A 21150-nucleotide genomic window follows, 5' to 3' on the forward strand; every position below is an offset into this window, starting at 1 on the left:
CAAAGTTTTATCCATAAAAAAAGAACGGACCGCAAGGCCCGTTCTTTTTTTATTCAGTTGCTTAAAGCAAATTCAATGCCTTAAGCATGGTCTACTTTATACATGTGCTGTACCAACTCAACAACTTTAGTGGAGTAACCCATTTCGTTGTCGTACCAGCTCACTACTTTTACGAAGTTGTCGTTCAAAGAAATACCGGCGTCGGCATCGAAAACAGAAGTCTTGGTTTCACCTACAAAGTCGTTAGAAACAACTGCGTCTTCGGTATAACCCAGTACGCCTTTCAACTCACCTTCAGAAGCAGCTTTCATAGCAGCACAAACGTCGGCATAAGAAGCAGGCTTCTCCAAACGGCAGGTCAGGTCAACCACAGATACGTCGGGGGTGGGGACACGGAAAGCCATACCGGTCAGTTTACCGTTCAGCTCAGGAATTACCTTACCTACTGCTTTAGCAGCACCGGTAGAAGAAGGAATAATGTTTTGACCGGCACCACGTCCGCCTCTCCAGTCCTTCATAGAGGGACCATCAACAGTCTTCTGGGTAGCAGTGGTTGCGTGAACGGTAGTCATCAAACCTTCTACAATACCAAACTTGTCGTTCAACACCTTGGCAATGGGAGCCAAACAGTTGGTGGTACAAGAAGCATTAGAAACAAACTGCATGTCTTTGGTGTACTTGTCGAGGTTTACACCACAAACAAACATGGGGGTATCATCTTTTGAGGGAGCAGACATAACCACCTTTTTGGCACCAGCCTCAATGTGGCCTTTGGCCTTTTCCTTATCCAGGAACAAACCGGTTGACTCCACTACATACTCAGCACCAACGTCCGACCACTTCAGGTCAGCAGGGTTTCTTTCAGCGGTAACACGGATGGCGTTGCCATTCACAACCAATTTTCCGTCTTTTACTTCAACAGTACCGTTGAAACGGCCATGGGTTGAATCGTACTTCAGCATGTAAGCCATGTACTCAACGTCGATCAAGTCGTTGATACCTACAATCTGTACATTGTCGAAATTTTGGGCAGCGCGGAATACCAGGCGACCGATACGGCCGAAACCGTTGATACCAATTTTAATTTTTGACATTTTATATCTGTTTTAAGTGATTATTTAAGGACAAAGCCCCTGTTAACTGAAAACATGCTTCAAAATTGCGGTACAAAAATATGAAATCATCGCCAAACAGTCAAACAATACTGCTGTCGAAATAGCTGCACAGATGTGAAATGAAGTTAATTTTCAAGCATATGCAAACCTTTGTACACGCAAATGCACAAAAAAAGGAAATGCAACATTTCCTTTTTTTCTACCGCCCCATCTCTAAATTAAGCATGGGCAGGAAGTTCAGTTGTGGTTTCCACCTGGCCATAAGCCGGACAATCACTGTAGGATTTGCAGGAAGAGAAAGCCAAGGCAACAAAAATAACAACCACAGCCACAGACGCTAATTTCTTCATAATTGTAAGTATTTATTTGCAAAAGTAAGAAAAATCTCCAAGGTTTCGAATATAACGAAAAACCGGCTGCAGATGTTTCATAATTATCACGCAAATACCTACCCTTTTTTCGGGCTAAACAATTAGCTTGCTATATTTGTACTCGTTAGCGAACATTTTTAAACAACTTTATGAAGAAATCATTATTAATAAGAGCATTGATTGGCGTACTGCTGCTTGCATCCTGTGAACCCGCTGCCAACATTCAAATCCAGGGCATCCTGCAAAAGAGCGATGCGCCCTTTGTTTACCTGCAAAAGTTTGACGACCGCAGTTTCAGAACCATTGATTCGGCCAAAGTAGAAATGGGAGCCTTTGACTTCGAAGCCCTACTGGAACTTCCCGAAATATACGGTCTGACCACAGACACCACAAAAGCGTCTCTCCTCCTCTTTCTGGAAGAAGGTGAAATAAGGGTGGAACTGAACCCGGAAGAACACTACAGCAAATCGGTGATTTCGGGCTCCACCCTGCACGCAGCCTATGAAGCCTACCAGCAGGATCGGCCGGAAGACATCGGCAACTACATCCGGGAAAACCCGAATTCTCTGGTGGCCCTCTACGCCTTGTACCGACACTATGCTTACCGACTTACGGCCGATGAAATTCAAAGCAATATGGCTTTGTTGAATCCGGATTTATTGCGCACACCCTACGCCTCCACCCTTAAAAAACTGGTGACTACCCTTGAATCGGTCCAGATAGGCAAAATGGCGCCCGACTTCTCCGCCCAAAGTCCTGATGGCCGCTCCATATCCTTATCCGACCAACTCAACAATAGTTACATCCTCCTTGATTTTTGGGCATCATGGTGCGGCCCCTGCCGCCGACAAAAACCCTTTCACAGAACTGCTTATGAGCGCTTCAAGGATAAAGGATTTGAAATCTTTTCTGTATCGCTCGACCGCGACAGAGCAGCCTGGTTGTCGGCCATAGAAAACGACCAACTGGAATGGACCCATGTGTCGGACCTCAAACATTGGAACAGCGCTCCTGCTGCCTTGTATGGCGTAAGGGCCATCCCCACCAATTTCCTCATTGATGCCGAAGGGAGAATTGTAGCCCACACTTTACTGGGCGAGGATTTGCTGAATTACCTGGAGGAATTGTACAAGCAGTAAACCGCAACTAAACCAACCCGCCGTGCTGGTAGAAAAACAACCCTTCGCGCTGATCGTAACGCTGGCCATCACCATTGTGCTGCAATTTTTTGCCGCCCTGGTGGCTGTTCGACTTACCAAGGTAACCAAGTTCAACCTGTCGTGGATCTTGATTTCCTTTGGCTTCATCTTTATGGCGGTTCAACGCCTGGCTGAATTCCTCCCCTTTGTTACAGACTTTAAACCTCAGGATTTCAGACTGTTTTACACCTGGCTGGGCGCCATAACCAGTCTGTTTTTTGCGGTAGGAGTTTTTCTTATCCGTAAAATATTCAAGCACATGAAGGAGGTGGAACGCAAAACACGCAACCAGGAAAAAGCACTGCTGAATGCGGTTATTCAAGCTGAGGAAAGGGAACGCCGGCGCTTTGCCCGGGAGATACATGACGGATTGGGCCCCCTCTTATCTACCATTAAGATGTCGGTATCTTCTCTGGCAGAGCTAGAAACCAACCCCAGCGCCCTGCCGGTCATCAAAAACACCAAGCAAGCTGTAAGCGAAGCCATAAAGAGTATACAAGACATCTCCAACAATTTGAGCCCCCACATTCTGAGCAACTTCGGCATCGTTAAGGCCACCCGCAACTTCATCAACAAAGTCAACCAAAGCAAGGGACTTAAAGTCAATTTTAAATCCAACCTCGGCGACCAACGCTATTCTGCAGCCCTGGAGGTGGTGATCTATCGTTCCATCTGTGAGCTGGTCAACAATTCCATCAAACACGCAAAAGCCAGAAAGGTGGACATTGAAATACTGGCCCAAGAGCACCACATTATTGTTCAGTACAGCGACAACGGAATTGGTTTTGACGCCACCCGGCTGTTTACCGGCGATAAAGAAGTCGGAACAGGCTATTTCAACATGCTCAGCAGGGTGAAATCTATGAAAGGGAAACTCCAGGTAACTTCAAACAAAAACCAGGGCGTCCACGTCCAAATAACACTCCCCAGCGATGGAAAATAAACAAAGTATACGCGTTTTCCTGGTCGACGATCATACCCTTTTTCTTAAGGGACTCAAATCGCTCCTGGATCCCTTGCACGACTTTACAGTAGTAGGGGAAGCCTACAACGGGCTCGAGTTTCTGGAGAAGTACGAAGCTGCCCGACCAGACGTGGTTTTAATGGACATTTCCATGCCGGAGATGAACGGTATTGAAGCCTCAAAAAAAGTACTGGAGCAAGATCCCAACCTAAAAATAATCACCCTTTCGATGTATGGGGACCAGGAATACTACAGCCGCATGCTCGAAATCGGCGTGCGAGGTTTTGTATTAAAAGACAGTGACATACAAGAAGTAAAAACAGCCATTCACACCGTAGCCGAAGGGGGTAACTATTTTTCCCAGCCGCTGTTGCGGGGCCTCATCCTTGCCCGAAAAGAAAATCCACCGACAGAACAGGAGGACGACCAACTGTCCGAACGCGAACTGGAAGTCCTCCTTGAGATATGTCAGGGTTTATCGAACAATGAAATTGCCGACAAACTTTTCATCAGTAAACGCACTGTAGAAAAACACCGGGCCAACGTACTGCTGAAAACCGGCTGCAAAAACACAGCCAGTCTGGTTGTCTTCGCCATCAAAAACCACCTGGTAGAGCTTTAATTATCGGGAGGATTCCAGGCAAAACTGCGTTTGACCACCTTACACTGCACCGTTTCCTTTCCATCTCCCGCCTCCAAAATATAGACGCCGTTTCCCAAACGCGAGAGATTCAAAACAAGACTTTCTCGTCCCGCCCTAACAGCAAAAGTCTCGCGATGCACCAAACGACCTGCTTCGTCGTAAACCTTCACATCCAAAGGGCCCGACGAAGGCACGGACAACTCAAGCACAACCAGGTCAACGGTGGGATTGGGATGACATTGAATGATATTTAAAGGTTCCCGGGCACCCGGCACCAAAGGAAGGTCGAGAGAATCGGGGTGACCGCTGGAACGAAGCAGAAACACCCCAAAAGCGGGAAGCGTAGTGCTTAGGAGACTCGTAAAACTGCCCGCTCTTAAGGGCAAGTCGGGATTCGAGGGCGTCAGTGGCAATGCCACTGCTCCTCCGGCATATTCGCCACTGAGCACGGGTGCCTGGTCCATGCGCAGCACATCATATATTTCAAAATCGGCACCTTCCTCCAGCAAACCGGAAAGATTAATCATCAGACTTTGCTCTGCCGACCAGTTGTATACCACAATATGCGCCCGCTGTGCCTCGTACCTGTTGGTCAAAATGTGATAATTACTTTGTTCCGGCAGCGTTGCAGAAAAAGAACTTTGCGCATCCTGCCCACTGAAGTCGCGCCAATCTGAAAAGGAGCGCATGGCCAGAGAACCGACATAATAGTCGTTGTTGTTGAATACAGGACGTGAAATACCCGCGAAATCATCAAAAGCCAACAGTTGCATATCCGGACTCCGGGAGTAAAGCGTATTGCCGGTCAGTTGAAGGGCATTCCAACCCGAGAGGATGTAAACACTGCCGTCAACCGACACATTGTTCGTGAATTCTGCATTGCGATTGGGTACTGCATATCCCAACTGCACACTGGCTTTGGAACTAAATGCAGGCCGATTGTAAAAATAATTGTCCCGCAGCACAATCCTATCGGCCGGCTGCATGCCTCCCACCAGCACATTCCGTTCAATAAAGCCGGCACCGGGAATGCCACTGTTAAAAATTACATTTCCCTCCAAAACATAGCCCTCAATGGCCCCATTCTCAGTATAAATATGGATCCCAATCCCATAAGAGTGAAAAAGGACATTGTCACGAATCAGCTTGGTTCCGCTTTCATTCTGACTGTAAATCCCATGTCCATGTCCACGGGTAGTACCCTCGTATCCATTGTGGTATATCAAACAGCCATAAATCTCTGCATTGAGTGCCGGCCGCCAAAAACCGACGCCGTTTCCGCCATTATTGTATATGCGACAATTGATCAACTTGCTGTTGGCTCCTACAAAGTATACCCCATCCTTAAAATACGCATCCCCTGTTGCCGCACTGTTGGTTATTGTTAGGCCCCAAAACCACGAATAGGCGCCATGAATATTAAGCACCCCATTGGCATTGCCGGAAACATTCCCGTCGAGCACCACTTCCTGGCCTGGAATACTGCGTACCACAACCACTTGCCCTTCCCGGCCACTCAGCTCAGAATAAAACACGCCGCTGTAGCGACCGCCGGCCACCCAGACCGTGTCCCCGGGGCCAACCGCAGGATGCCTAAGGGCTGTCTGCAAATCCCAGGGGGCCTCTCGCGAACCATCGCCTGAATCCCTACCGTGTACAGAAACAAAATAACTCTCAGCAAGCACGCACTGGCCAAGCACAAACAACAGGGTCACCAGCCCCAAAAAGTATCCCTTCATACACTTCTCTTCTATGGGGACTTATTCCGCCAAGACAGGCGACACGCCCTGCTTTTTTTTATAACGTTCGTTTTGAGGCGCAAATTCTGGCACCAAGTCGCAGAGCCTGGATACCACCCTCTCTTCGGACTCTTCATACAGGGCTGCCAGTAAAGTCCTGACATCCGCATTGACCTGTTGATATTGGTGCTCCCTTACCCGTGCAATCATAATCTTGTCGTGATGAGTTGCTTGCGTGTTCTCCTTCGAGGCCAAGAGCTCTTCGTAGAGCTTTTCGCCCGGCCGCAAACCACTGTAAACAATGTCGATGTCCTCACCCAGTTTGAGCCCCGAAAGCCGAATCATTTTCTCAGCCAGATCGACAATTCGAACCGGTTCTCCCATGTCAAAAACAAAAATCTCCCCTCCATGCCCCATAAAGGAAGCCTCCAGCACCAGCTGGCAGGCTTCGGGTATGGTCATAAAGTAACGGGTAATTTCGGGATGGGTGACCGTAACCGGTCCTCCCTGTGCAATCTGACGTTTGAACAAGGGCACCACCGAACCATTGGAGCCCAAAACATTGCCAAAACGAGTGGTTACAAAGGCTGTATCCAGTCCGGGGAGTTGTGCCATCGACTGAATGTAGATTTCACATAGGCGCTTGGAGGCACCCATCACGTTGGTCGGATTAACCGCCTTATCGGTGCTCACCATCACAAACTTTTCCACCCCAAACTCTACCGAAAGATCGGCCAGGATTTTTGTACCACCCACATTAACCCTTACCGCCTCATAAGGTGAGGACTCCATCAAAGGAACGTGCTTGTAGGCTGCAGCATTAAAAACTATTTGAGGCCGGTACTGTTCAAAAACCTGGCGCATGCGTCGGTAATGCGTGATATCTGCCAACACCGGTTTAAAGGGCGCATCAAAGTGGCGAATAATAATCTCCTGCTCCAAATCATACAAAGCTGATTCCGCCTGATCGAGCATCACAATCTGACGAACGGGGAAACGAAGCAACTGACGCACAATTTCAGAGCCAATGGATCCGGCCGCACCCGAAACCAAAATGGTTTTCCCCTCAAGTCCCTCCATAATCTGTTTTTGATTCAGATGAATCTCATCACGCCCCAGTAAATCTTCGATCCGCACCTCACGAATCTGGCCCATATTGGAAATGCCATTAACCCAGTTGTTTACCGAGGGCATCACCTTCAGCTTCCATCCCCAACGAAGACAATCGTCGGCAATGGCCTGCTTCCGCTTCGACCCAATGGTGGTCACCGCCAAAATAACCTCCTCCACCTCGCTGCACTTGCCTCCACCTTCAAGCATCTTCTCCCAACTCAAAACAGGCAGACCACTTAAGTGCATATTCCACTTACCCGGTTCATCGTCCACAAAAGCCAGCACCTGGTAGGCATTATCTTTATCATTTCGAATGGCCTCAAGGGTTATCATAGCCAGATCACCCGTGCCAAAAATAACGGTAGCCACCGACCCTTTGGTGGTGGTCAGGTAGGCATAAGTCTCTCTCACGACCAATCTAAAGCCAAAACAAAAGAAAACCACCAACATAAAATGCAAAACCAAAACCAGGCGCGGTACCAAATTCATTTCCGGATAAAGCCAGCGAACAAGAGTTCCCCCAACCAGCATGAGGGCCAAAGCCGTAGCACTGGCATACACCAAGGAACGCAACTCGGTAAAACTGGTATGCCTGATAACTCCCCTGTGTATTCCGAACAAATAAAAAATTAGGGAATAAATCACTGCCACATAGGCTCCTCCACTAAGAAACTCCCAAACCGTATAGGTCGGCAACATAACATTCAGTCGCACGACGTAGGCAATAATAAATGCATTGGAAATCAACAGCAAGTCGATGGCCAAAATCCACCAGGGCGAAATGATGCGTCCGTTAAACACCTTCAATAAAAATGCCTTCATTGCTTATGGTCTTTAGCTGAAATTCAAACAAATATCTGCTAAGAAATCAGCATACTCAAGGCCATTTTTACCAGCTACAACGAAACTTACACCAACAGCCCCTTGGCGAATATTAAGGAAAAAGAGACCGCTCTCAAAAAACGATGGAACAACAAAATCCTTTCCTAATTGGTGAGTAAATTGACCGATTTTCGGGCCTGAATCTTCCGGATACTTTCCACCACATAAGCCAAATCGTCGGAGCTCAAGCCAGGATAAATGGGCAGACTTACCGTCCCCTGCCAGATTCGCTCTGCATTGGGATAGTCACCAGGCCGCAAAGCGTAGGTGTCGCGGTAGTATTTTAGGCGATGAATGGGTTTATAATGCACCGAAGTCCCAATACCTGCCCGGGCCATTTCTTCAATAAAAACATTGCGTGAAACGCTGGAACCCTCATTCAATATAACAGGGAAAAGATGCCAGGCATGCTCCTCCGCAGCCACATGCAATTTGGGCAAGTCCACCCAGGAACAGCTCTTCAGTGCAGACAAATAATACTCGGCCACCTGTTGTCGGGCGGCCCGCAATTCGTACGCTCTTTCGAGCTGAGCCAGGCCAATGGCCGCATTGATATCGGGCATATTGTATTTATAACCCGGTGCCACCACATCGTACTCCCAGGAAGGCTTGTCCGAAGTAAAGCGATCCCACACATCACGATTTATGCCGTGCAGCCGCATCAATTTTACCCTTTGGTAAATCTCCTCATCATTGGTGGTAAGCATACCCCCCTCTCCCGTGGTAATGGTTTTATTGGCATAGAAACTGAAGCAGGTTACATCCCCTATACTACCTACCATCTGCCCATTCAATGAGGCCGGAAAGGCATGGGCAGCATCCTCCAGCACCCGGATTCCATTTTGGCGACACAGCGCCAAAATGCCTTCCTGCCTGACGTTAAGCATTTCGGCGGCCTGACCGCCAAAATGCACCACAATCAACACCTTCACCTCCGGATGCCGCGCAATGGCCTCCTTCAGGATGGCCGGAGTAAGAAGAGAGCTGCCGTACTCCACATCCAGGCAAATGGGATCGGCTCCCATATAGCGAATAACCTCTGCGCTGGCTGTAAAAGTCATGGCAGGAACAAAAACTTTATCACCAGGTGCTACCCCCAGCGCATCGAGGCCCAGGTGAAGCGCTGCCGTACAACTGTTGACCGCACAAGCAAATTGCGCACCCGTTTTTTCTGCAAAGAGCTCCTCAAAGCGCTGTGCTTTTCCGGCTGTAGTCAACCAGCCACTTTCCAAAACCTCCTTAACATACACCAGCTCATTTCCATCGCAGGAAACTTTAGCATAGGGAATTTTCAACATTGCTCAGGGTTTTAAATATCCTCAAAACGTCCATGTTTTAACAAACGTGCAATGGCCCTGTCTGGGGCCACATACTCCAGGTAATAGGCCCGGATGTTCTCCTCCAGCCGGCGACGCAGGGCTTCATCACCGATCAACTTTTCCAAAGCTGCATAAATTTGCTCCTCGCTCCCATCGACAAAAAGCACCTCCTCCCCATGGTTTAAAGGGCGGGGCAACTGATTGATTACAGGGGTGGCCACCACAGCCTTTCCCAGGGCCATGAACTCTCCCAGTTTCCAGCCATGGCAATCCAATATCACAGGGGTATTAAAGACCGTTGCCGACTCCTTCAGCTTTAATAAATAATCGGCCATAGGAACATTGGCAGCCATAGTTAAGTCCTCATAGCCCGGGATGTCATTCTGTGAGCGGGGCGCAAAACCACCCTCGAAACGCACGCCACTTAAACGGCGACAAGCCCTGATGTAATTGGCGCGGGTCCGGTTGGTCTCTTGTTCCTTTTTCCAAAGTGCTCCGGCAAAAAAGATGTAATCCGACAGCGAGGGCTGAGCTTGATAATAACTCAGGGGCTGCCGCCGCAGCTGGGCATAATAATCGGCAAAAAAGCGCCGCTTGTTGCCGATGCGTGGGGCCGCCTTCACATAATTAATTAGTGCGAGTCGCCATGTTTTTACCGGGGCATGCAAACGAATCGCAAAACCTGGTCCCAGGGCCATAATCTTAGGATGGGTGCTCAGCGCACAACGCTCCGCATTGATGTTTATTTTACCGTACACATCACACCATTCCAGGGCTTTGGCGTCGATCTCATAACTGTCGCCAAAATCAATGAGGCCTTTAAACACCGACTTGCCCCGACGCAAAACAAAGGCAAAATGACAGTTGTTGTGCGTAAACGACTTGAAATAACGGGAAGAATAACTCAAGCTGGGGAAAAGCTGCTTCAGTCCATGAATGTAAAACGAAGCATACAAAAAATCACAAGCAGGATCGACATAAACGTGTACAGAAGACTTCATAGGCGACAAATGGTTTTAATGAGCAATTGAATATCTCCACCAAAGGATCGGTTTCGAAGATAATGCTCGTACAACTCAAGTTTACGGGGCAAAATTTGCTCCCTATAACAACGCTCCGGCTCTGGCTCTGCCGCCAGCAACTCTTCTTCATGACGGAACTCCAGCGCAGCATTATCGGTAATGCCCGGGCGTAATTCCAACACCTTTTGCCAACGCTCCGGGTAGACCTGAACCCAAGCGGGGACCTCCGGTCGGGGGCCCACCAAAGCCATATCGCCCCGCACAACATTCCAAAGCTGGGGCAGCTCATCTAATTTGGTTCTACGCAAAAAGCGACCTACCCGCGTTACCCTGCGGGCATCTCCGGCATCGAAACGCCCCTTTTCGGCCCCCTTTAAAACGGTCATGCTCCTAAACTTACAAATCCCAAACAGGCGGCCACGACGCCCCACCCGCTCTTGTATAAAAAAAGGAGGCCAACCAGAATCAAGCCCGACTGCCAATGCAATCAGCAACAGAAGAGGCAGCAACAAGATCAAAGCGCCAAGCGCCGCAAAAAAATCAAACAACCGCTTCATTGGGCAATGTTTTATTGAGAATAAAGATATTAACTACCTAACAAATTCCACCCTGCAGCAAAGGCTGTCGGTGGATGTCTGGAGGACTTTGATAAAAATTCACTGGAATTGGAAGTCGATCGGCCCTATATTTCGCAAAAAAAGCAAATGTCTCAACCAAAATATAAGAATCCACCACCGGTGTTTATGCTCGAAATGATCGACCAGGGTTATGCCATCGCGAGGGAGCTGGCGACTTACGGCATTCCTATTGTTGGTTTTCTGCCTCAGGGACCATGCATCGAAAGCCACAGCCGCATTGCAAGCAAAATCTGCAGGTTTCCTGAAAGGGATGAGGAACGCGTGGCCTTAATGCTCCGACTCAAGGAGGAATTTGCGCCCCACAAACCGGTTTTAATCCTCAGTTCTGAAGCCCATATTCCTTTTCTCTACAGGAATCGAAAAGTCTTAGAGACCCACTTCGCCTTTGAACTGCCCGAAGAAGGAAAAATGCAGACCATGCTGGAAAAGGATCTTTTCAGCGCCTTTGCCCGTAAACACCACATACTTATACCCGCCAGTCTGGAACTCAGCAACAAGCAGCCGCTTACCTCGGAGACCTTTGAGGGACAACCCTTTCCGATGGTGGTAAAACCTAAAATAAGAGACCACAACTGGAAAAGAACCTATAAATCACAAAAAGCCTTTTTGGCCCGCAGTCCCACAGAAGCCCTCAACCTCTGCCGTCGCCTGCTTAAAACAGCTGACCGGCTGGTGGCCCAGGAGTGGATTCCTGGTCCCGACCGCAACATTCATTTCTGCCTCACCTACCTTTGCCGCAACGGAGAGGCACTGGATACGGTCTGCGGCATCAAACTGCAGCAACACCCGCCTCTGTTTGGAAACACTGCCGCGGCCATCAGTAGGGAAGTTGACGAAGTGACCCAAGAAACCTTGCGTTTACTGCGGGCAGCTGAAGTTTGTGGTTTTTGCTCTGTTGAATTTAAACAACATGCCCAAAATGGGCGTTTTTATGTTATAGAGCCCACTGTGGGACGAATGAACCGTCAGGAACTCTTCTCGATGCTGGGTCAACACCGCCTGGTTTTAGCGGCGTATTGCCGACTCAGCAGCCTGCCTTTGCCTGCTTCACCGGGCATGTCCAAACCCTTTATCTATGTGGAAGAAGGATTGGACATAAAATCGAGTCTCGATTATCAGCACTACGGCGCCATGAACTGGAAGGAATGGTTTTCAAGCTTGACAAGCCGACAAATACGCCCCATGTTTATCAGCAGCAAAGATCCTCTTGTGAGTCTCCTTACTCTGGCCGGAGTACTTAAACACCTGGGTTATTATCTATTTAAAGGGCGCACCCGCCACTTTTACGAAGACCCCACCCTGCGCGAGCTCATTCACCTCAACCAAAACAACTAAAAAAGCGCCTTGCATGACCAGTAACAAGTCCCCGGGTTTACCACCCCTCTTCCTTTTAGCTATGACCGATCAGGGCTATGCTGCCGCCAAACACCTGAGTGCCTATGGAATCCCCATCGTTGGGTTCTTCCCCAACAACAAAGGCTTTGAATATTTCAGTCGACTCCCTTGCCAAAAACATGTATTGCCTGCGTCCAATAACGACCGAATGGCGCTGCTGCGCAAAACAGCGGCGGAGTTTGACCAAAAGCCGGTTTTAATGCTCACCGCAGAAAGCTACTTCCCATTCATTTACGAACACTTCGACGAAATAAACCAACTGTTTGCCCTGGAGATGCCCGATGCCGACACCCTGCATCAAATGCTCGACAAGAACCGTTTCTCGACCTTTGCCGAGACCTACCATCTTAAAATTCCCAAAAGCACTGAAGTAGGCCTGCACTTATTGCCAGAGGAACAGCTGCCTGGGGACCTCAACTATCCGCTGGTGATCAAACCCAAATACCGTACCGATCGCTGGAATGGCCGCTACCATACCAAAAAAGCTTTCCTGGCCTATAATCGACAGGAAGCCCTAAGTGTGTGTACAGAACTGCTGCAGGTCATCGACTGGCTGGTGGTACAGGAATTTGTACCCGGCCCCGACACCAATGTCTACTTTTGCCTGACCTATCTGACCGCCTCGGGCGAAGCATTGGATACTTTTTGCGGACAAAAAATTCACCAACACCCCATTTTATTTGGCAATACCAGCTCGGCCCTAGCTGCAGACCTTCCTGCACTGAAAGCAGAAAGTCTGCGTATTTTAAAGACGGCCCAAATGAGTGGTTTTTGTTCGGTGGAATTCAAGCAACATGCCGTAACGGGCGACTTCTATGTGATAGAACCTACCGTGGGGCGGATGGACCGGCAGCAATATGTGGCCATGGTCAGCAAGCACGATATGGTATTGAAAGCGTATTGCCACCTGGCCAGGATTCCCCAGCTCACTCCCCGTAAGCAAAAAGAAAACTTCCTGTATGTCGAAGAATCGCTGCAAATGAAGTCCTACCTCGACTACCACCATTATAAAAGCAAAGAGCAGGGTCGAATCCGACACCTGCTCCGTACGCACAAAATTCGTTTCATGCACCTGACCCTAAGAGACCCCCTTCCTTCCCTCCTGGTTCTGGCCGGGGTACTCAAACACTTACTTCACTACCTGCTGAAAGGAAAAACCCGCTACTTTGAAGAAGACGACCTCACCCGACAACTCCTCCAACCAGCAAAGCACAAGATTCAACAAGAGACTGTTGAGGCCTCAACAAGGCACAGGAAAGAAGCCCAATAGGTATTCCAGAAAAGAGACTACAGCGTTTCCAGAAAGCGATGCAAGGCTTGAACCTGTACCGGTCGGTTGAATGCCGTTGCCGCCATGTGGCGGCAACGACTACGCATCGCAGCCAGGTCGGCTTCTGCCAAACGGGCAAAGTTTTCTTTCAGGGCCGCCAAATCGCCGGGACGATTTACCCATCCTAAGTCGTTCTCTGCAACAATGCGTGCCCCCTCTCCTTCACCGGAAAATAAAATGGGGAGCCCCGCTGCCATGGCCTCGTAAATTTTAGAGGGAACGGCACCATAAATATTTTTAGTCAGCGGAATCAGCGCAGCATGATGTTGCACCAGAACTCCGGGAATCTCCTCCCGCTGCAACACCCCGCCATAATAAATACCCCGCTCAGGATGCTCAGCCAGATAGGCCTCCAGTTCCTCCTTTTCGGCCCCTGCACCATAAATATGAAACTCCAGTCCCAGCTCCCGAAAATTTAAGGCGCGACAAAGGCCCAGTATGCCCTGGGCAACCCCCAGAAGACCAGCATACACCACCTTGCGCGGCCCCTGGTCGGCCGCCGGCTCCAGGGAGCGAAAACGCGCATAATCGACCCCGTTACGAAAGAGGAAGGTCTGACCAAACCCACGCTCCCTAATGTAGGTAACAATTTCCTGCGACTGCCCCAAAATACCTGCCGAGCGACGGTAAACAAAGTGCTCCAGTCGCTCCAGTGCCCGATACAGGGTGCCGCGCGACAAGGCGCCCAATTCCAGCGCAGATAAAGGCCAAAGATCCGACACGTTGGTCACCATTCGCGCACCGGAGATTTTCGCCAGCAGCCAGGCAGTCAATGCCAGGGTTAAGGGGGGACTCTCCACCACCAACAAGTCGGGCTGCTTTTGGCGACAAAAGCGCCAGGCAAAAAGGGCGGTGAAAGAAAAGGACAGCATGCTTAAAATACGCGGCAGTGTGCGCCTCGAGTTCGATGCATAGAGCCAAAAGCGCAAAAGAGCAATCCCGTCGCGCTCCTCACGCAAGGCAAAGCGTCCACGAAAATCCTTGAAAATACGGCCCTCCGGATAATTGGGCAGGGCCGTAACCACCGACACTTCAGCCCCCAAGGCTTTGAGGCCCCGAAGCATCTCAAAAAGACGACTCTGCGGAGCACCCATCTCGGGCCGGTAATACTGGGTCAATAAAACAATACGCATACTCAACTGTAATGCTTTCGAAGGATGTCCACAATGTTTTGGGCAGCCTTACCCTCGCCATAAGGATTACGGGCACTCGACATGCTTTCGTAAACCTCCGGCTCGTTCATCAGCCGCTTGCACCAATGCACTATTTCGTCGCGCCGGGTACCCACCAGCTTCACCGTACCTGCCTCCACCGCCTCGGGTCGCTCCGTGGTATCGCGCATCACCAGGACCGGCTTACCCAGTCCCGGTGCCTCTTCCTGAATGCCCCCACTGTCGGTCAACACAAAAGCGCAGTGCTGCATCAAATAAACAAAGGGCAGGTATTCGAGCGGAGGAATCAGGTAAACGTTCGGCAAATCCTTCAGCAGCGCATTAACCGGTTGCTGTACATTGGGATTCAAATGTACCGGATAAATCACCTGCCAACCGGGATGCGTCTCCGCGACCTCACGAATGGAAGCACAAATTTCCTCAAAACCCTTTCCGAAATTTTCCCGCCGGTGTCCGGTAACCAGCACGTAGCGTCCCTCCTCAACCAAGTTAGCTGTGTTGGGAATGTGTTGTTGCAAGACCGAAAGCACGCCCTGCAAAAGGGGACCGCCCTTTTGCAATTCGGCTCCGGCAATTTTCAATGCGTCAATCACCGTGTTTCCGGTTACATGTATGCTTTTTTCTGCCACCTGCTCACGACGCAGATTATCCGCAGCCCACTCGGTAGGGGCAAAATGCAAATCCGCCAATCGGCCCGTCAGCTGCCTGTTCATTTCCTCCGGCCAGGGAGAATATCTTTGATAGGTCCGCAGTCCCGCCTCCACGTGGCCCACCTCCACCTGTCGGTAAAAAGCCGCCAGTGCCGCCGCTGTGCTGGTTCCTGTATCGCCGTGCACCAAAACCAAATCGGGCTTAAACTCGTCTAAAACCGAACGCATACCCAACAACACCGCCGAAGTAATATCGAAAAGATCCTGCCCGGCCTTCATGATGTTCAAATCGTACTCGGGCACAATGCCAAATACCTCCATCACCTGATCGAGCATCTGACGATGCTGCCCGGTTACACAAACCCGTGCATCAAAATACGCCTGCTGGTCGGAATGCTTCAAGGCACGTACCAGAGGAGCCATCTTAATGGCCTCGGGGCGCGTCCCAAACACAATCAATACTTTTATCATAGTTTATTTTTTAATCCTTTCACCCGTCAAAGTCACCAAAAATAGCGCATTTTATGCGCTATACATAACGAATGGGCGGAAGTTCTCCCCCGTCGCTACCAAGCGCAACGACCTGCCCTCTTTCATCCAGAACAAAACGCAGGCCGGCCAACAATTCAGCCTGTTGCCAGAGTTCCTGAAGCGTGGGCATCCAAATTTTTCCCTCTGCCACCGCTAAAGACAGGCGCTCAAGGGCAGCCTTGGCCCCAGGCATAACATGCCCCTTGTTGTCGGCAAAAAGGCGGCCCGATTTACGCCGGTCGGTATCGGCCAAATAGGTATGCGCCAAACAAACTCCGGCTTCACCCATCAATAAATTCAGGTTGTCCTGCGAAAAAGTCGCCGCAAAATCATGCACCTCAACGGTCTGGAAAAGCCAAAACCGCTGCCCACCCAAACCGACTTCAAACAAAATGGGCGTCATTTTCTGCCATTCGGGTAATCGCAGTCTCCCGCTCCCGAAGAACACCACCCGGAGCAACTGTGCCAGCAAGCGAAAGCTGCCCACCAAAAGCCGCGGCCAAATGCGCCAGGACTGCCTCCAGGCTTTTTTGCGCAGCCAGGCAGCCAGTTGTTGATAACGCTTTTGGGCACGAACACCACAAAAAAACAGGTTGTAGCTGCGTAAAAACTCGAAAACTCCGGACTGGGAGAACTGCTGCATTAAGGTTTTCCTATAGGCGGACAAGGAAAAATGCCTCGGATTCAACTGATTGATTCGACCCGGCCCGGATTGCCCTGCATCGAGATAGTTCCACAACAAACGCACGCCGGCCCTGCGCATACCCCGTGCCCAATCGACCAGCTCTGGAGCAGCGGCCGGGATACGACTTAAATTATAGGGCTGAAACCCATGGTCTATCCAGGTGGTCCAGGACCCGGATTCCGTCACAAAGCGATCAAAATCATCGTTCCACTCCGATCGACTTGCACGGGTCGATTGTGAGAGACTGTGGTAACACAGTTCATGACCATCCTTCGCCCAATCTCTCAACAAATCGGCTTGCCTTTCCATCGACACATTCCAGGGACGTTTACTGTGATGAAACAAAAAGACCCCTTTGGTAATGTTTAAACCTAAGCGGCGCAGAAAACGACGTTGTCGCTCCAACAAAACCGGAGAATCGAAATCGCAATGATCGGAGATGTTGAGGATGGCTGAAAAAGGAATTCGGGAACGACTGAATTCGGGAACTGCCGAGCGGGTGAATAAAAAAGTGCATACCCACTCATTGCGGGCCGGGGAGCAAGTGCTGAGCAAGGGGTCGTCGTTGGCATCGTAATGCAAACGCGGTTGCTGCAGCGGATCGGCCAAAATCCAGGTCAACTCCTGCGCCTGACGAGGATCGTAGTACCAGGTACCGTGGGTTTCACCGGCCACCATGCGCCAGTCGCCTTCCAGTTCGAGTATTTTGGGCGACCAGCTCCCGGCCATGCGGACCTGGTCGGCATTTACCCATTTGTAATCGAAATTTCGCCAACGCAGCACCCTGGCATCGAGCTTTATCTGCAAATGCACTCGCAACCCGGCAGTAACCAATCCCTCAGGAAGCCGAATAACAAAGCGATGCCTATGGCCCTCCTGCTCCTGCCGGACCCTGACACGTGATGGCGCTACGCCGTCAAGCTCCAAAGAATAACTATGTATCAAAGGGCATCAAATTTTCGTTCAAAACGCTTGAACTTTCCCATAAGCGTACGTTCCAGTACCGCTTCATTTTTAATCTCAACTTCCGCAGCAAAATCCAAGGCCTGCAAACACAAACGTCGCAAGCGGTCTTTCTCCTCTGCAAGCAAAGGACGGTCGCTGGCCACCTGCACCACAAAGCGCTCTAAAGCCGTTTGCAATACTTTGTACTCGTTCACCACCTTGCAATGTTCCGAAAAAGCTTTAAATACATACAAAAACAAGGTGTCTCCAGCCACCTTCTTGCCCGAAGGCAGCCAGGCCATCTCCTCCACCCTGCCCTGCAGCCGCGTCAGCCACAGTTGCCCATCCAACTCCTCCAAGGCCGCCATATCTCCAATTTCATAACGAATCAAGGGCGTCCCCTGATTGTAGAGGGGAGTCAGCACCACCTTTCCCACCTCCCCCCGGGCACAGGGCCGATTCTGCTCATCCAGAATTTCCGTCAGCATCAGCTCATTCGATAATTTCCAGCGACCATTTCTTCCAAAACCGACAATACCCGCCTCCGAGGCCCCGTATTCATTGTACACCGGAACCCCGTATACCCGCTCCATAAGAGCCATCTCCTCGAGGCTGCACATTTCGGAAGTGACAATAACCGTCTGTAAAGTAGGCAGCAGCGTTTTAATGACCACCCCTTTTTTATCCAAAAAATGCGCGAAAATCACCAAGGGATAGGCATAACCGTAAATATAAACAAAGGGGCGTCGACGAAAAGCATCCAGCCAGGACTCAAGAACAGACTCCGACAAATCAATGGTATTAAAGCGAACCCGGTTGCTGAGCCTATCCTTCAAGCCTTCGGTTATACGGCTGCGCCAGCTCAGGGGAAAACCGAAAAAGCGGGCCTGCAAATCGTTAAAGCCCACACCGGCCGACCGGTAGCGATCTTCCAACAAACGCCAGGTAAGGGCGTGACTGAGGTAGTCCAGTGCGTAAGCAAAAGGTTTGCCGGTCGACCCGCTGGTCTCCCGATGATAATACTTTGGGTAGGCATTCTGGTCGGGCACCCTTGTAATCCCATGTTCCCTAATCAGGTTCTTATTAAGTACGGGCAGCTCCTCCCACGAAGCGGGCCAATCCCCTATAAAATGACGAAAACTGGCATTGGCCTGGTAGTGGTACTCCAAAGCCGACCATTTCTGACGTTCCAGGTAGGCCGGATCATGCGCCTCCCGCTTATATTCCTTAAACAAACGTCCCGCTTCATCTACTGGAAACCCCGTCCATTTCAACAGTCTGAAAAAATCCATCACCAGGTCCATTTATAAGCATGCAACAAATCCAGCGATTGAGCCACCACGGCCTCCATACGAAAGGGCTGCACCACCTTTTGAACACCTGTGCTCAAACGACGACAGAGTGCCTCATCGACCAGCAGACGCTCCATGGCAGTCACCAGTGCATCGACATCTCTGGGGGCCGTAAACAGGGCACTCTCCCCCTCCTCAAAATATTCGGGCAATGCACTGAACCGACTGATTAACAAGGGCAGTCCGGCCATTCCGGCCTCCACCAAAACCCCGGGGAGTCCCTCTCCCGGATGGAAAGTGGGCAGGACCAAAAAATGATACGCAGCCAGCACTTCCTGCACTTTGGCAGGTTCCACCAAACCGCAATATTGAATTCTTCCTCCTGATTCCCTCACCGCCTTCTGCAACAGCGACTCATCCATCGGGTCCACCGGTCCGTACACGTCCAGCTGCACGCGCCGGCCCGCAAGCAGCAAGCGGCCCACCGCCTCCAGCAAATCGTGAATCCCCTTGGTACGGGTTACCCGCGAAATAAAAACAATGCGTCCCTGTGCAGCCGCATTCAAGGCCCACCGCTGCCCACTGTCCCGCCGGGGATTAAAAACCAGTTCCACCTTCCGCAGTCCGCAAGCCTCTAAACCTTGCTGCAAGGCCCGCGATTCGGCAAAAACACCGTCCAAGCGGTTGAGAAAGGACACCATCCACCTGCGCCTCCAGGGCGACAAATCGTTTTGCAGTTGCTGGTGAAAAGACCCGCCCACGACATAAAGCACGCCCATTTTAGTCCGCAAAGTCTGCATCAGCGCAAAAATCGGCAACAGGTAGTAACGCCCGTACTTATTCAAAGAGAAGATAATCTGGGGACTGCCCCACATTTTGGCCAACAAACGCAGATTGTTGCGCCAGCGGGGCCCCTGCCGGGCAATGGTATCGAACCATTCCACCCCCTTAATGCCAGCCCCCTCAAAACCCGCTTTAAGACAGGAGTTCTTTACCCCATCGCCATTGTAAGGTGGCGCAAAAGGTCCGACAAACAGAATGTTTCCCGACGCTTTACGAGAGGATTTTCGCATATACCTTTTCAATTTTATCCAAAGCACTTGTGGCCGAGAAATGGGTGGCTACCCTTCCCTTCAAAGCCTCGGCCAAACGACGGGCTTCTTCAGGAATGTCGAGCAATTCGACCACAGCCGCTGCCAGGGCCTCCGGGTCGGAAGGCGGCACCAGACGCCCGCAACGGCCCTGATCCAGAACCAGCGCGCAATCGCCCACATTCGTGCTCACCACCGGTAAAGCGGCCATCCCATATTCCAGGAGCGAAACAGGTAAGCCCTCTGAGAGGGAGGACAAAAGGCCAAGATCTGCCGCCTGTAAGATGGCAGCGACATCGTTTCGCGAGCCCAGGATGTGAACACGCCCGCCCAGCTGAGCTTCCTTAAGGAGTCTTTGCGACAGATGGTGAAAGTAATCGTCGTTGAAGTGACCGCCCACCAAGAGGAGACTCGCTGCCGGGTAGCGCCGGCGAATGCGAACAAAAGCATCCAGGAGATTGTCGTGGTCCTTTTGTCGTCGCAAATTGGCCAGGCAGACCAGGCGAGGCCCCTGCCCGTCGTCGGGCAGCGGCTTTTCCAGAGCTGCGACTTCCTCCAAATCGGCAAAATTGGGCAGAAAGGCCACCTTTTTCGCTGGAAGGGCCAGCTTCTCCACTGCGTATTTCAACAACTTGTCGTTCACCACAAAAACGTAACTGCAAAACTTCACCAGTACTCGCAACAAGCCACGTGGACGCCGGTGCAACTGTTCACTGTAGCCAAAATGATCGTGCCAGACCAGTTTTAAACGGGGACAGCTCAATTTCAACAAAACGGCCCAAAAGAGGGAGGACGAATGGGCGTGAACCACACCGATCTGTTCCCGGGAGACGAAACAACGCAAGCGCCAAAAAGCACGAACATCCAGAGCATGTCGCTTATTAAGAAGCAAGAGTTTCACCTCCTCGTCAACGAATACCTCCAAGGGACCCCCCTTGCGCGTGGCACACAAAAAACTTTGCACCCCGCGGCGCGAGAGACCATTGGCTATATTCACCGCCATACGTTCGGCGCCGGCAGCAATCAGGGAATCAATGAGTGTGAGTACCCGCAT

General features: G+C 50.6%; 18 protein-coding genes. 5 read left to right on the top strand and 13 right to left on the bottom strand.

Annotated features, from left to right (window positions below):
• Window positions 1–80: 80 nt before the first annotated feature.
• Both gap and B4W65_RS17645 read right to left on the bottom strand, forming a co-directional pair.
• On the bottom strand, window positions 81–1094 hold the full coding sequence (gene gap, locus B4W65_RS04785; protein ID WP_088653974.1) for a type I glyceraldehyde-3-phosphate dehydrogenase: 1014 nt from the start codon (window positions 1092–1094) through the stop codon (window positions 81–83).
• Between the two features lie 239 nt (window positions 1095–1333).
• Window positions 1334–1465, bottom strand: a complete 132-nt coding sequence (locus B4W65_RS17645; RefSeq protein WP_262487799.1) for a hypothetical protein — start codon at window positions 1463–1465, stop codon at window positions 1334–1336.
• A gap of 170 nt (window positions 1466–1635) precedes the next feature.
• On the opposite strand from B4W65_RS17645, the gene B4W65_RS04795 reads away from it, so the two are divergent.
• Genes B4W65_RS04795 through B4W65_RS04805 form a run of 3 tightly spaced genes read left to right on the top strand, consistent with a single transcriptional unit; the run spans window position 1636 to window position 4271 of the window.
• Complete coding sequence (locus tag B4W65_RS04795; protein WP_088653976.1) at window positions 1636–2625, top strand: TlpA disulfide reductase family protein; 990 nt, start codon at window positions 1636–1638, stop codon at window positions 2623–2625.
• 22 nt (window positions 2626–2647) lie between these two features.
• Window positions 2648–3628 (top strand): sensor histidine kinase, encoded by a 981-nt coding sequence (locus tag B4W65_RS04800; protein WP_088653977.1) that lies wholly within the window; start codon window positions 2648–2650, stop codon window positions 3626–3628.
• A complete protein-coding gene (locus B4W65_RS04805) occupies window positions 3618–4271 on the top strand; it encodes a response regulator transcription factor (RefSeq protein WP_088653978.1) in 654 nt (217 codons plus the stop codon). The genes B4W65_RS04800 and B4W65_RS04805 overlap by 11 nt, the downstream gene beginning before the upstream one ends.
• On the opposite strand, the gene B4W65_RS04810 is transcribed toward B4W65_RS04805, so the two are convergent.
• From B4W65_RS04810 to B4W65_RS04830, 5 genes are all read right to left on the bottom strand, one after another.
• Complete coding sequence (locus tag B4W65_RS04810) at window positions 4268–6031, bottom strand: T9SS type A sorting domain-containing protein (RefSeq protein WP_088653979.1); 1764 nt, start codon at window positions 6029–6031, stop codon at window positions 4268–4270. The genes B4W65_RS04805 and B4W65_RS04810 overlap by 4 nt on opposite strands.
• Window positions 6032–6052: 21 nt before the next feature.
• On the bottom strand, window positions 6053–7966 hold the full coding sequence (locus B4W65_RS04815) for a polysaccharide biosynthesis protein (protein WP_088653980.1): 1914 nt from the start codon (window positions 7964–7966) through the stop codon (window positions 6053–6055).
• 164 nt (window positions 7967–8130) lie between these two features.
• Window positions 8131–9324 carry a DegT/DnrJ/EryC1/StrS family aminotransferase gene (locus B4W65_RS04820; RefSeq protein ID WP_088653981.1) on the bottom strand — a complete coding sequence of 398 codons (1194 nt, stop codon included), beginning with the start codon at window positions 9322–9324 and terminating at the stop codon, window positions 8131–8133.
• An 11-nt stretch (window positions 9325–9335) separates the two neighbouring features.
• Entirely contained in the window at window positions 9336–10346 is a 1011-nt protein-coding gene (locus B4W65_RS04825) for a glycosyltransferase (RefSeq protein ID WP_088653982.1), read from the bottom strand.
• Window positions 10343–10924 carry a sugar transferase gene (locus B4W65_RS04830; protein WP_088653983.1) on the bottom strand — a complete coding sequence of 194 codons (582 nt, stop codon included), beginning with the start codon at window positions 10922–10924 and terminating at the stop codon, window positions 10343–10345. Before B4W65_RS04830 ends, B4W65_RS04825 begins: the two co-directional genes overlap by 4 nt.
• A 147-nt stretch (window positions 10925–11071) precedes the next feature.
• Here B4W65_RS04830 and B4W65_RS04835 point away from each other — a divergent pair, with 147 nt between their 5' ends.
• Together B4W65_RS04835 and B4W65_RS04840 are read left to right on the top strand one after the other, a co-directional pair.
• Window positions 11072–12340: a hypothetical protein gene (locus tag B4W65_RS04835; RefSeq protein ID WP_146697709.1), complete on the top strand. Its 1269-nt coding sequence runs from the start codon at window positions 11072–11074 to the stop codon at window positions 12338–12340.
• Between the two features lie 13 nt (window positions 12341–12353).
• Window positions 12354–13670, top strand: a complete 1317-nt coding sequence (locus B4W65_RS04840; RefSeq protein ID WP_088653985.1) for a carboxylate--amine ligase — start codon at window positions 12354–12356, stop codon at window positions 13668–13670.
• Between the two features lie 17 nt (window positions 13671–13687).
• Here B4W65_RS04840 and B4W65_RS04845 read toward each other — a convergent pair whose 3' ends face one another.
• From B4W65_RS04845 to B4W65_RS04870, 6 genes are read right to left on the bottom strand one after another with little or no spacing between them, the layout of a single operon-like run.
• Entirely contained in the window at window positions 13688–14863 is a 1176-nt protein-coding gene (locus tag B4W65_RS04845; RefSeq protein ID WP_088653986.1) for a glycosyltransferase family 4 protein, read from the bottom strand.
• Window positions 14864–14865: 2 nt separating this feature from the next.
• Entirely contained in the window at window positions 14866–16023 is a 1158-nt protein-coding gene (gene wecB / locus B4W65_RS04850; protein WP_088653987.1) for a non-hydrolyzing UDP-N-acetylglucosamine 2-epimerase, read from the bottom strand.
• Window positions 16024–16081: 58 nt separating this feature from the next.
• Complete coding sequence (locus B4W65_RS04855) at window positions 16082–17713, bottom strand: hypothetical protein (protein ID WP_146697710.1); 1632 nt, start codon at window positions 17711–17713, stop codon at window positions 16082–16084.
• On the bottom strand, window positions 17710–19005 hold the full coding sequence (locus B4W65_RS04860) for a phenylacetate--CoA ligase family protein (protein WP_146697711.1): 1296 nt from the start codon (window positions 19003–19005) through the stop codon (window positions 17710–17712). The genes B4W65_RS04855 and B4W65_RS04860 overlap by 4 nt, the downstream gene beginning before the upstream one ends.
• Complete coding sequence (locus B4W65_RS04865) at window positions 19005–20078, bottom strand: glycosyltransferase family 4 protein (RefSeq protein WP_088653990.1); 1074 nt, start codon at window positions 20076–20078, stop codon at window positions 19005–19007. The genes B4W65_RS04860 and B4W65_RS04865 overlap by 1 nt, the downstream gene beginning before the upstream one ends.
• Window positions 20059–21150, bottom strand: coding sequence for a glycosyltransferase (locus B4W65_RS04870; protein ID WP_088653991.1), 1092 nt, complete (start codon window positions 21148–21150; stop codon window positions 20059–20061). Before B4W65_RS04870 ends, B4W65_RS04865 begins: the two co-directional genes overlap by 20 nt.

The organism is Geofilum rhodophaeum (assembly GCF_002210225.1).
GTDB lineage: Bacteria > Bacteroidota > Bacteroidia > Bacteroidales > Marinilabiliaceae > Geofilum > Geofilum rhodophaeum.

Bases quoted from the DNA above. Each gene is read 5' to 3' on its own strand.
- B4W65_RS04815 (WP_088653980.1), bottom strand. From the start codon at position 7,966: ATGAAGGCATTTTTATTGAAGGTGTTTAACGGACGCATCATTTCGCCC.
- B4W65_RS04835 (WP_146697709.1), top strand. From the start codon at position 11,072: ATGTCTCAACCAAAATATAAGAATCCACCACCGGTGTTTATGCTCGAA.
- B4W65_RS17645 (WP_262487799.1), bottom strand. From the start codon at position 1,465: ATGAAGAAATTAGCGTCTGTGGCTGTGGTTGTTATTTTTGTTGCCTTG.
- gap (WP_088653974.1), bottom strand. From the start codon at position 1,094: ATGTCAAAAATTAAAATTGGTATCAACGGTTTCGGCCGTATCGGTCGC.
- B4W65_RS04795 (WP_088653976.1), top strand. From the start codon at position 1,636: ATGAAGAAATCATTATTAATAAGAGCATTGATTGGCGTACTGCTGCTT.
- B4W65_RS04820 (WP_088653981.1), bottom strand. From the start codon at position 9,324: ATGTTGAAAATTCCCTATGCTAAAGTTTCCTGCGATGGAAATGAGCTG.
- wecB (WP_088653987.1), bottom strand. From the start codon at position 16,023: ATGATAAAAGTATTGATTGTGTTTGGGACGCGCCCCGAGGCCATTAAG.
- B4W65_RS04840 (WP_088653985.1), top strand. From the start codon at position 12,354: ATGACCAGTAACAAGTCCCCGGGTTTACCACCCCTCTTCCTTTTAGCT.
- B4W65_RS04845 (WP_088653986.1), bottom strand. From the start codon at position 14,863: ATGCGTATTGTTTTATTGACCCAGTATTACCGGCCCGAGATGGGTGCT.
- B4W65_RS04830 (WP_088653983.1), bottom strand. From the start codon at position 10,924: ATGAAGCGGTTGTTTGATTTTTTTGCGGCGCTTGGCGCTTTGATCTTG.
- B4W65_RS04825 (WP_088653982.1), bottom strand. From the start codon at position 10,346: ATGAAGTCTTCTGTACACGTTTATGTCGATCCTGCTTGTGATTTTTTG.
- B4W65_RS04870 (WP_088653991.1), bottom strand. From the start codon at position 21,150: ATGCGGGTACTCACACTCATTGATTCCCTGATTGCTGCCGGCGCCGAA.
- B4W65_RS04810 (WP_088653979.1), bottom strand. From the start codon at position 6,031: ATGAAGGGATACTTTTTGGGGCTGGTGACCCTGTTGTTTGTGCTTGGC.
- B4W65_RS04860 (WP_146697711.1), bottom strand. From the start codon at position 19,005: ATGGATTTTTTCAGACTGTTGAAATGGACGGGGTTTCCAGTAGATGAA.
- B4W65_RS04805 (WP_088653978.1), top strand. From the start codon at position 3,618: ATGGAAAATAAACAAAGTATACGCGTTTTCCTGGTCGACGATCATACC.
- B4W65_RS04865 (WP_088653990.1), bottom strand. From the start codon at position 20,078: ATGCGAAAATCCTCTCGTAAAGCGTCGGGAAACATTCTGTTTGTCGGA.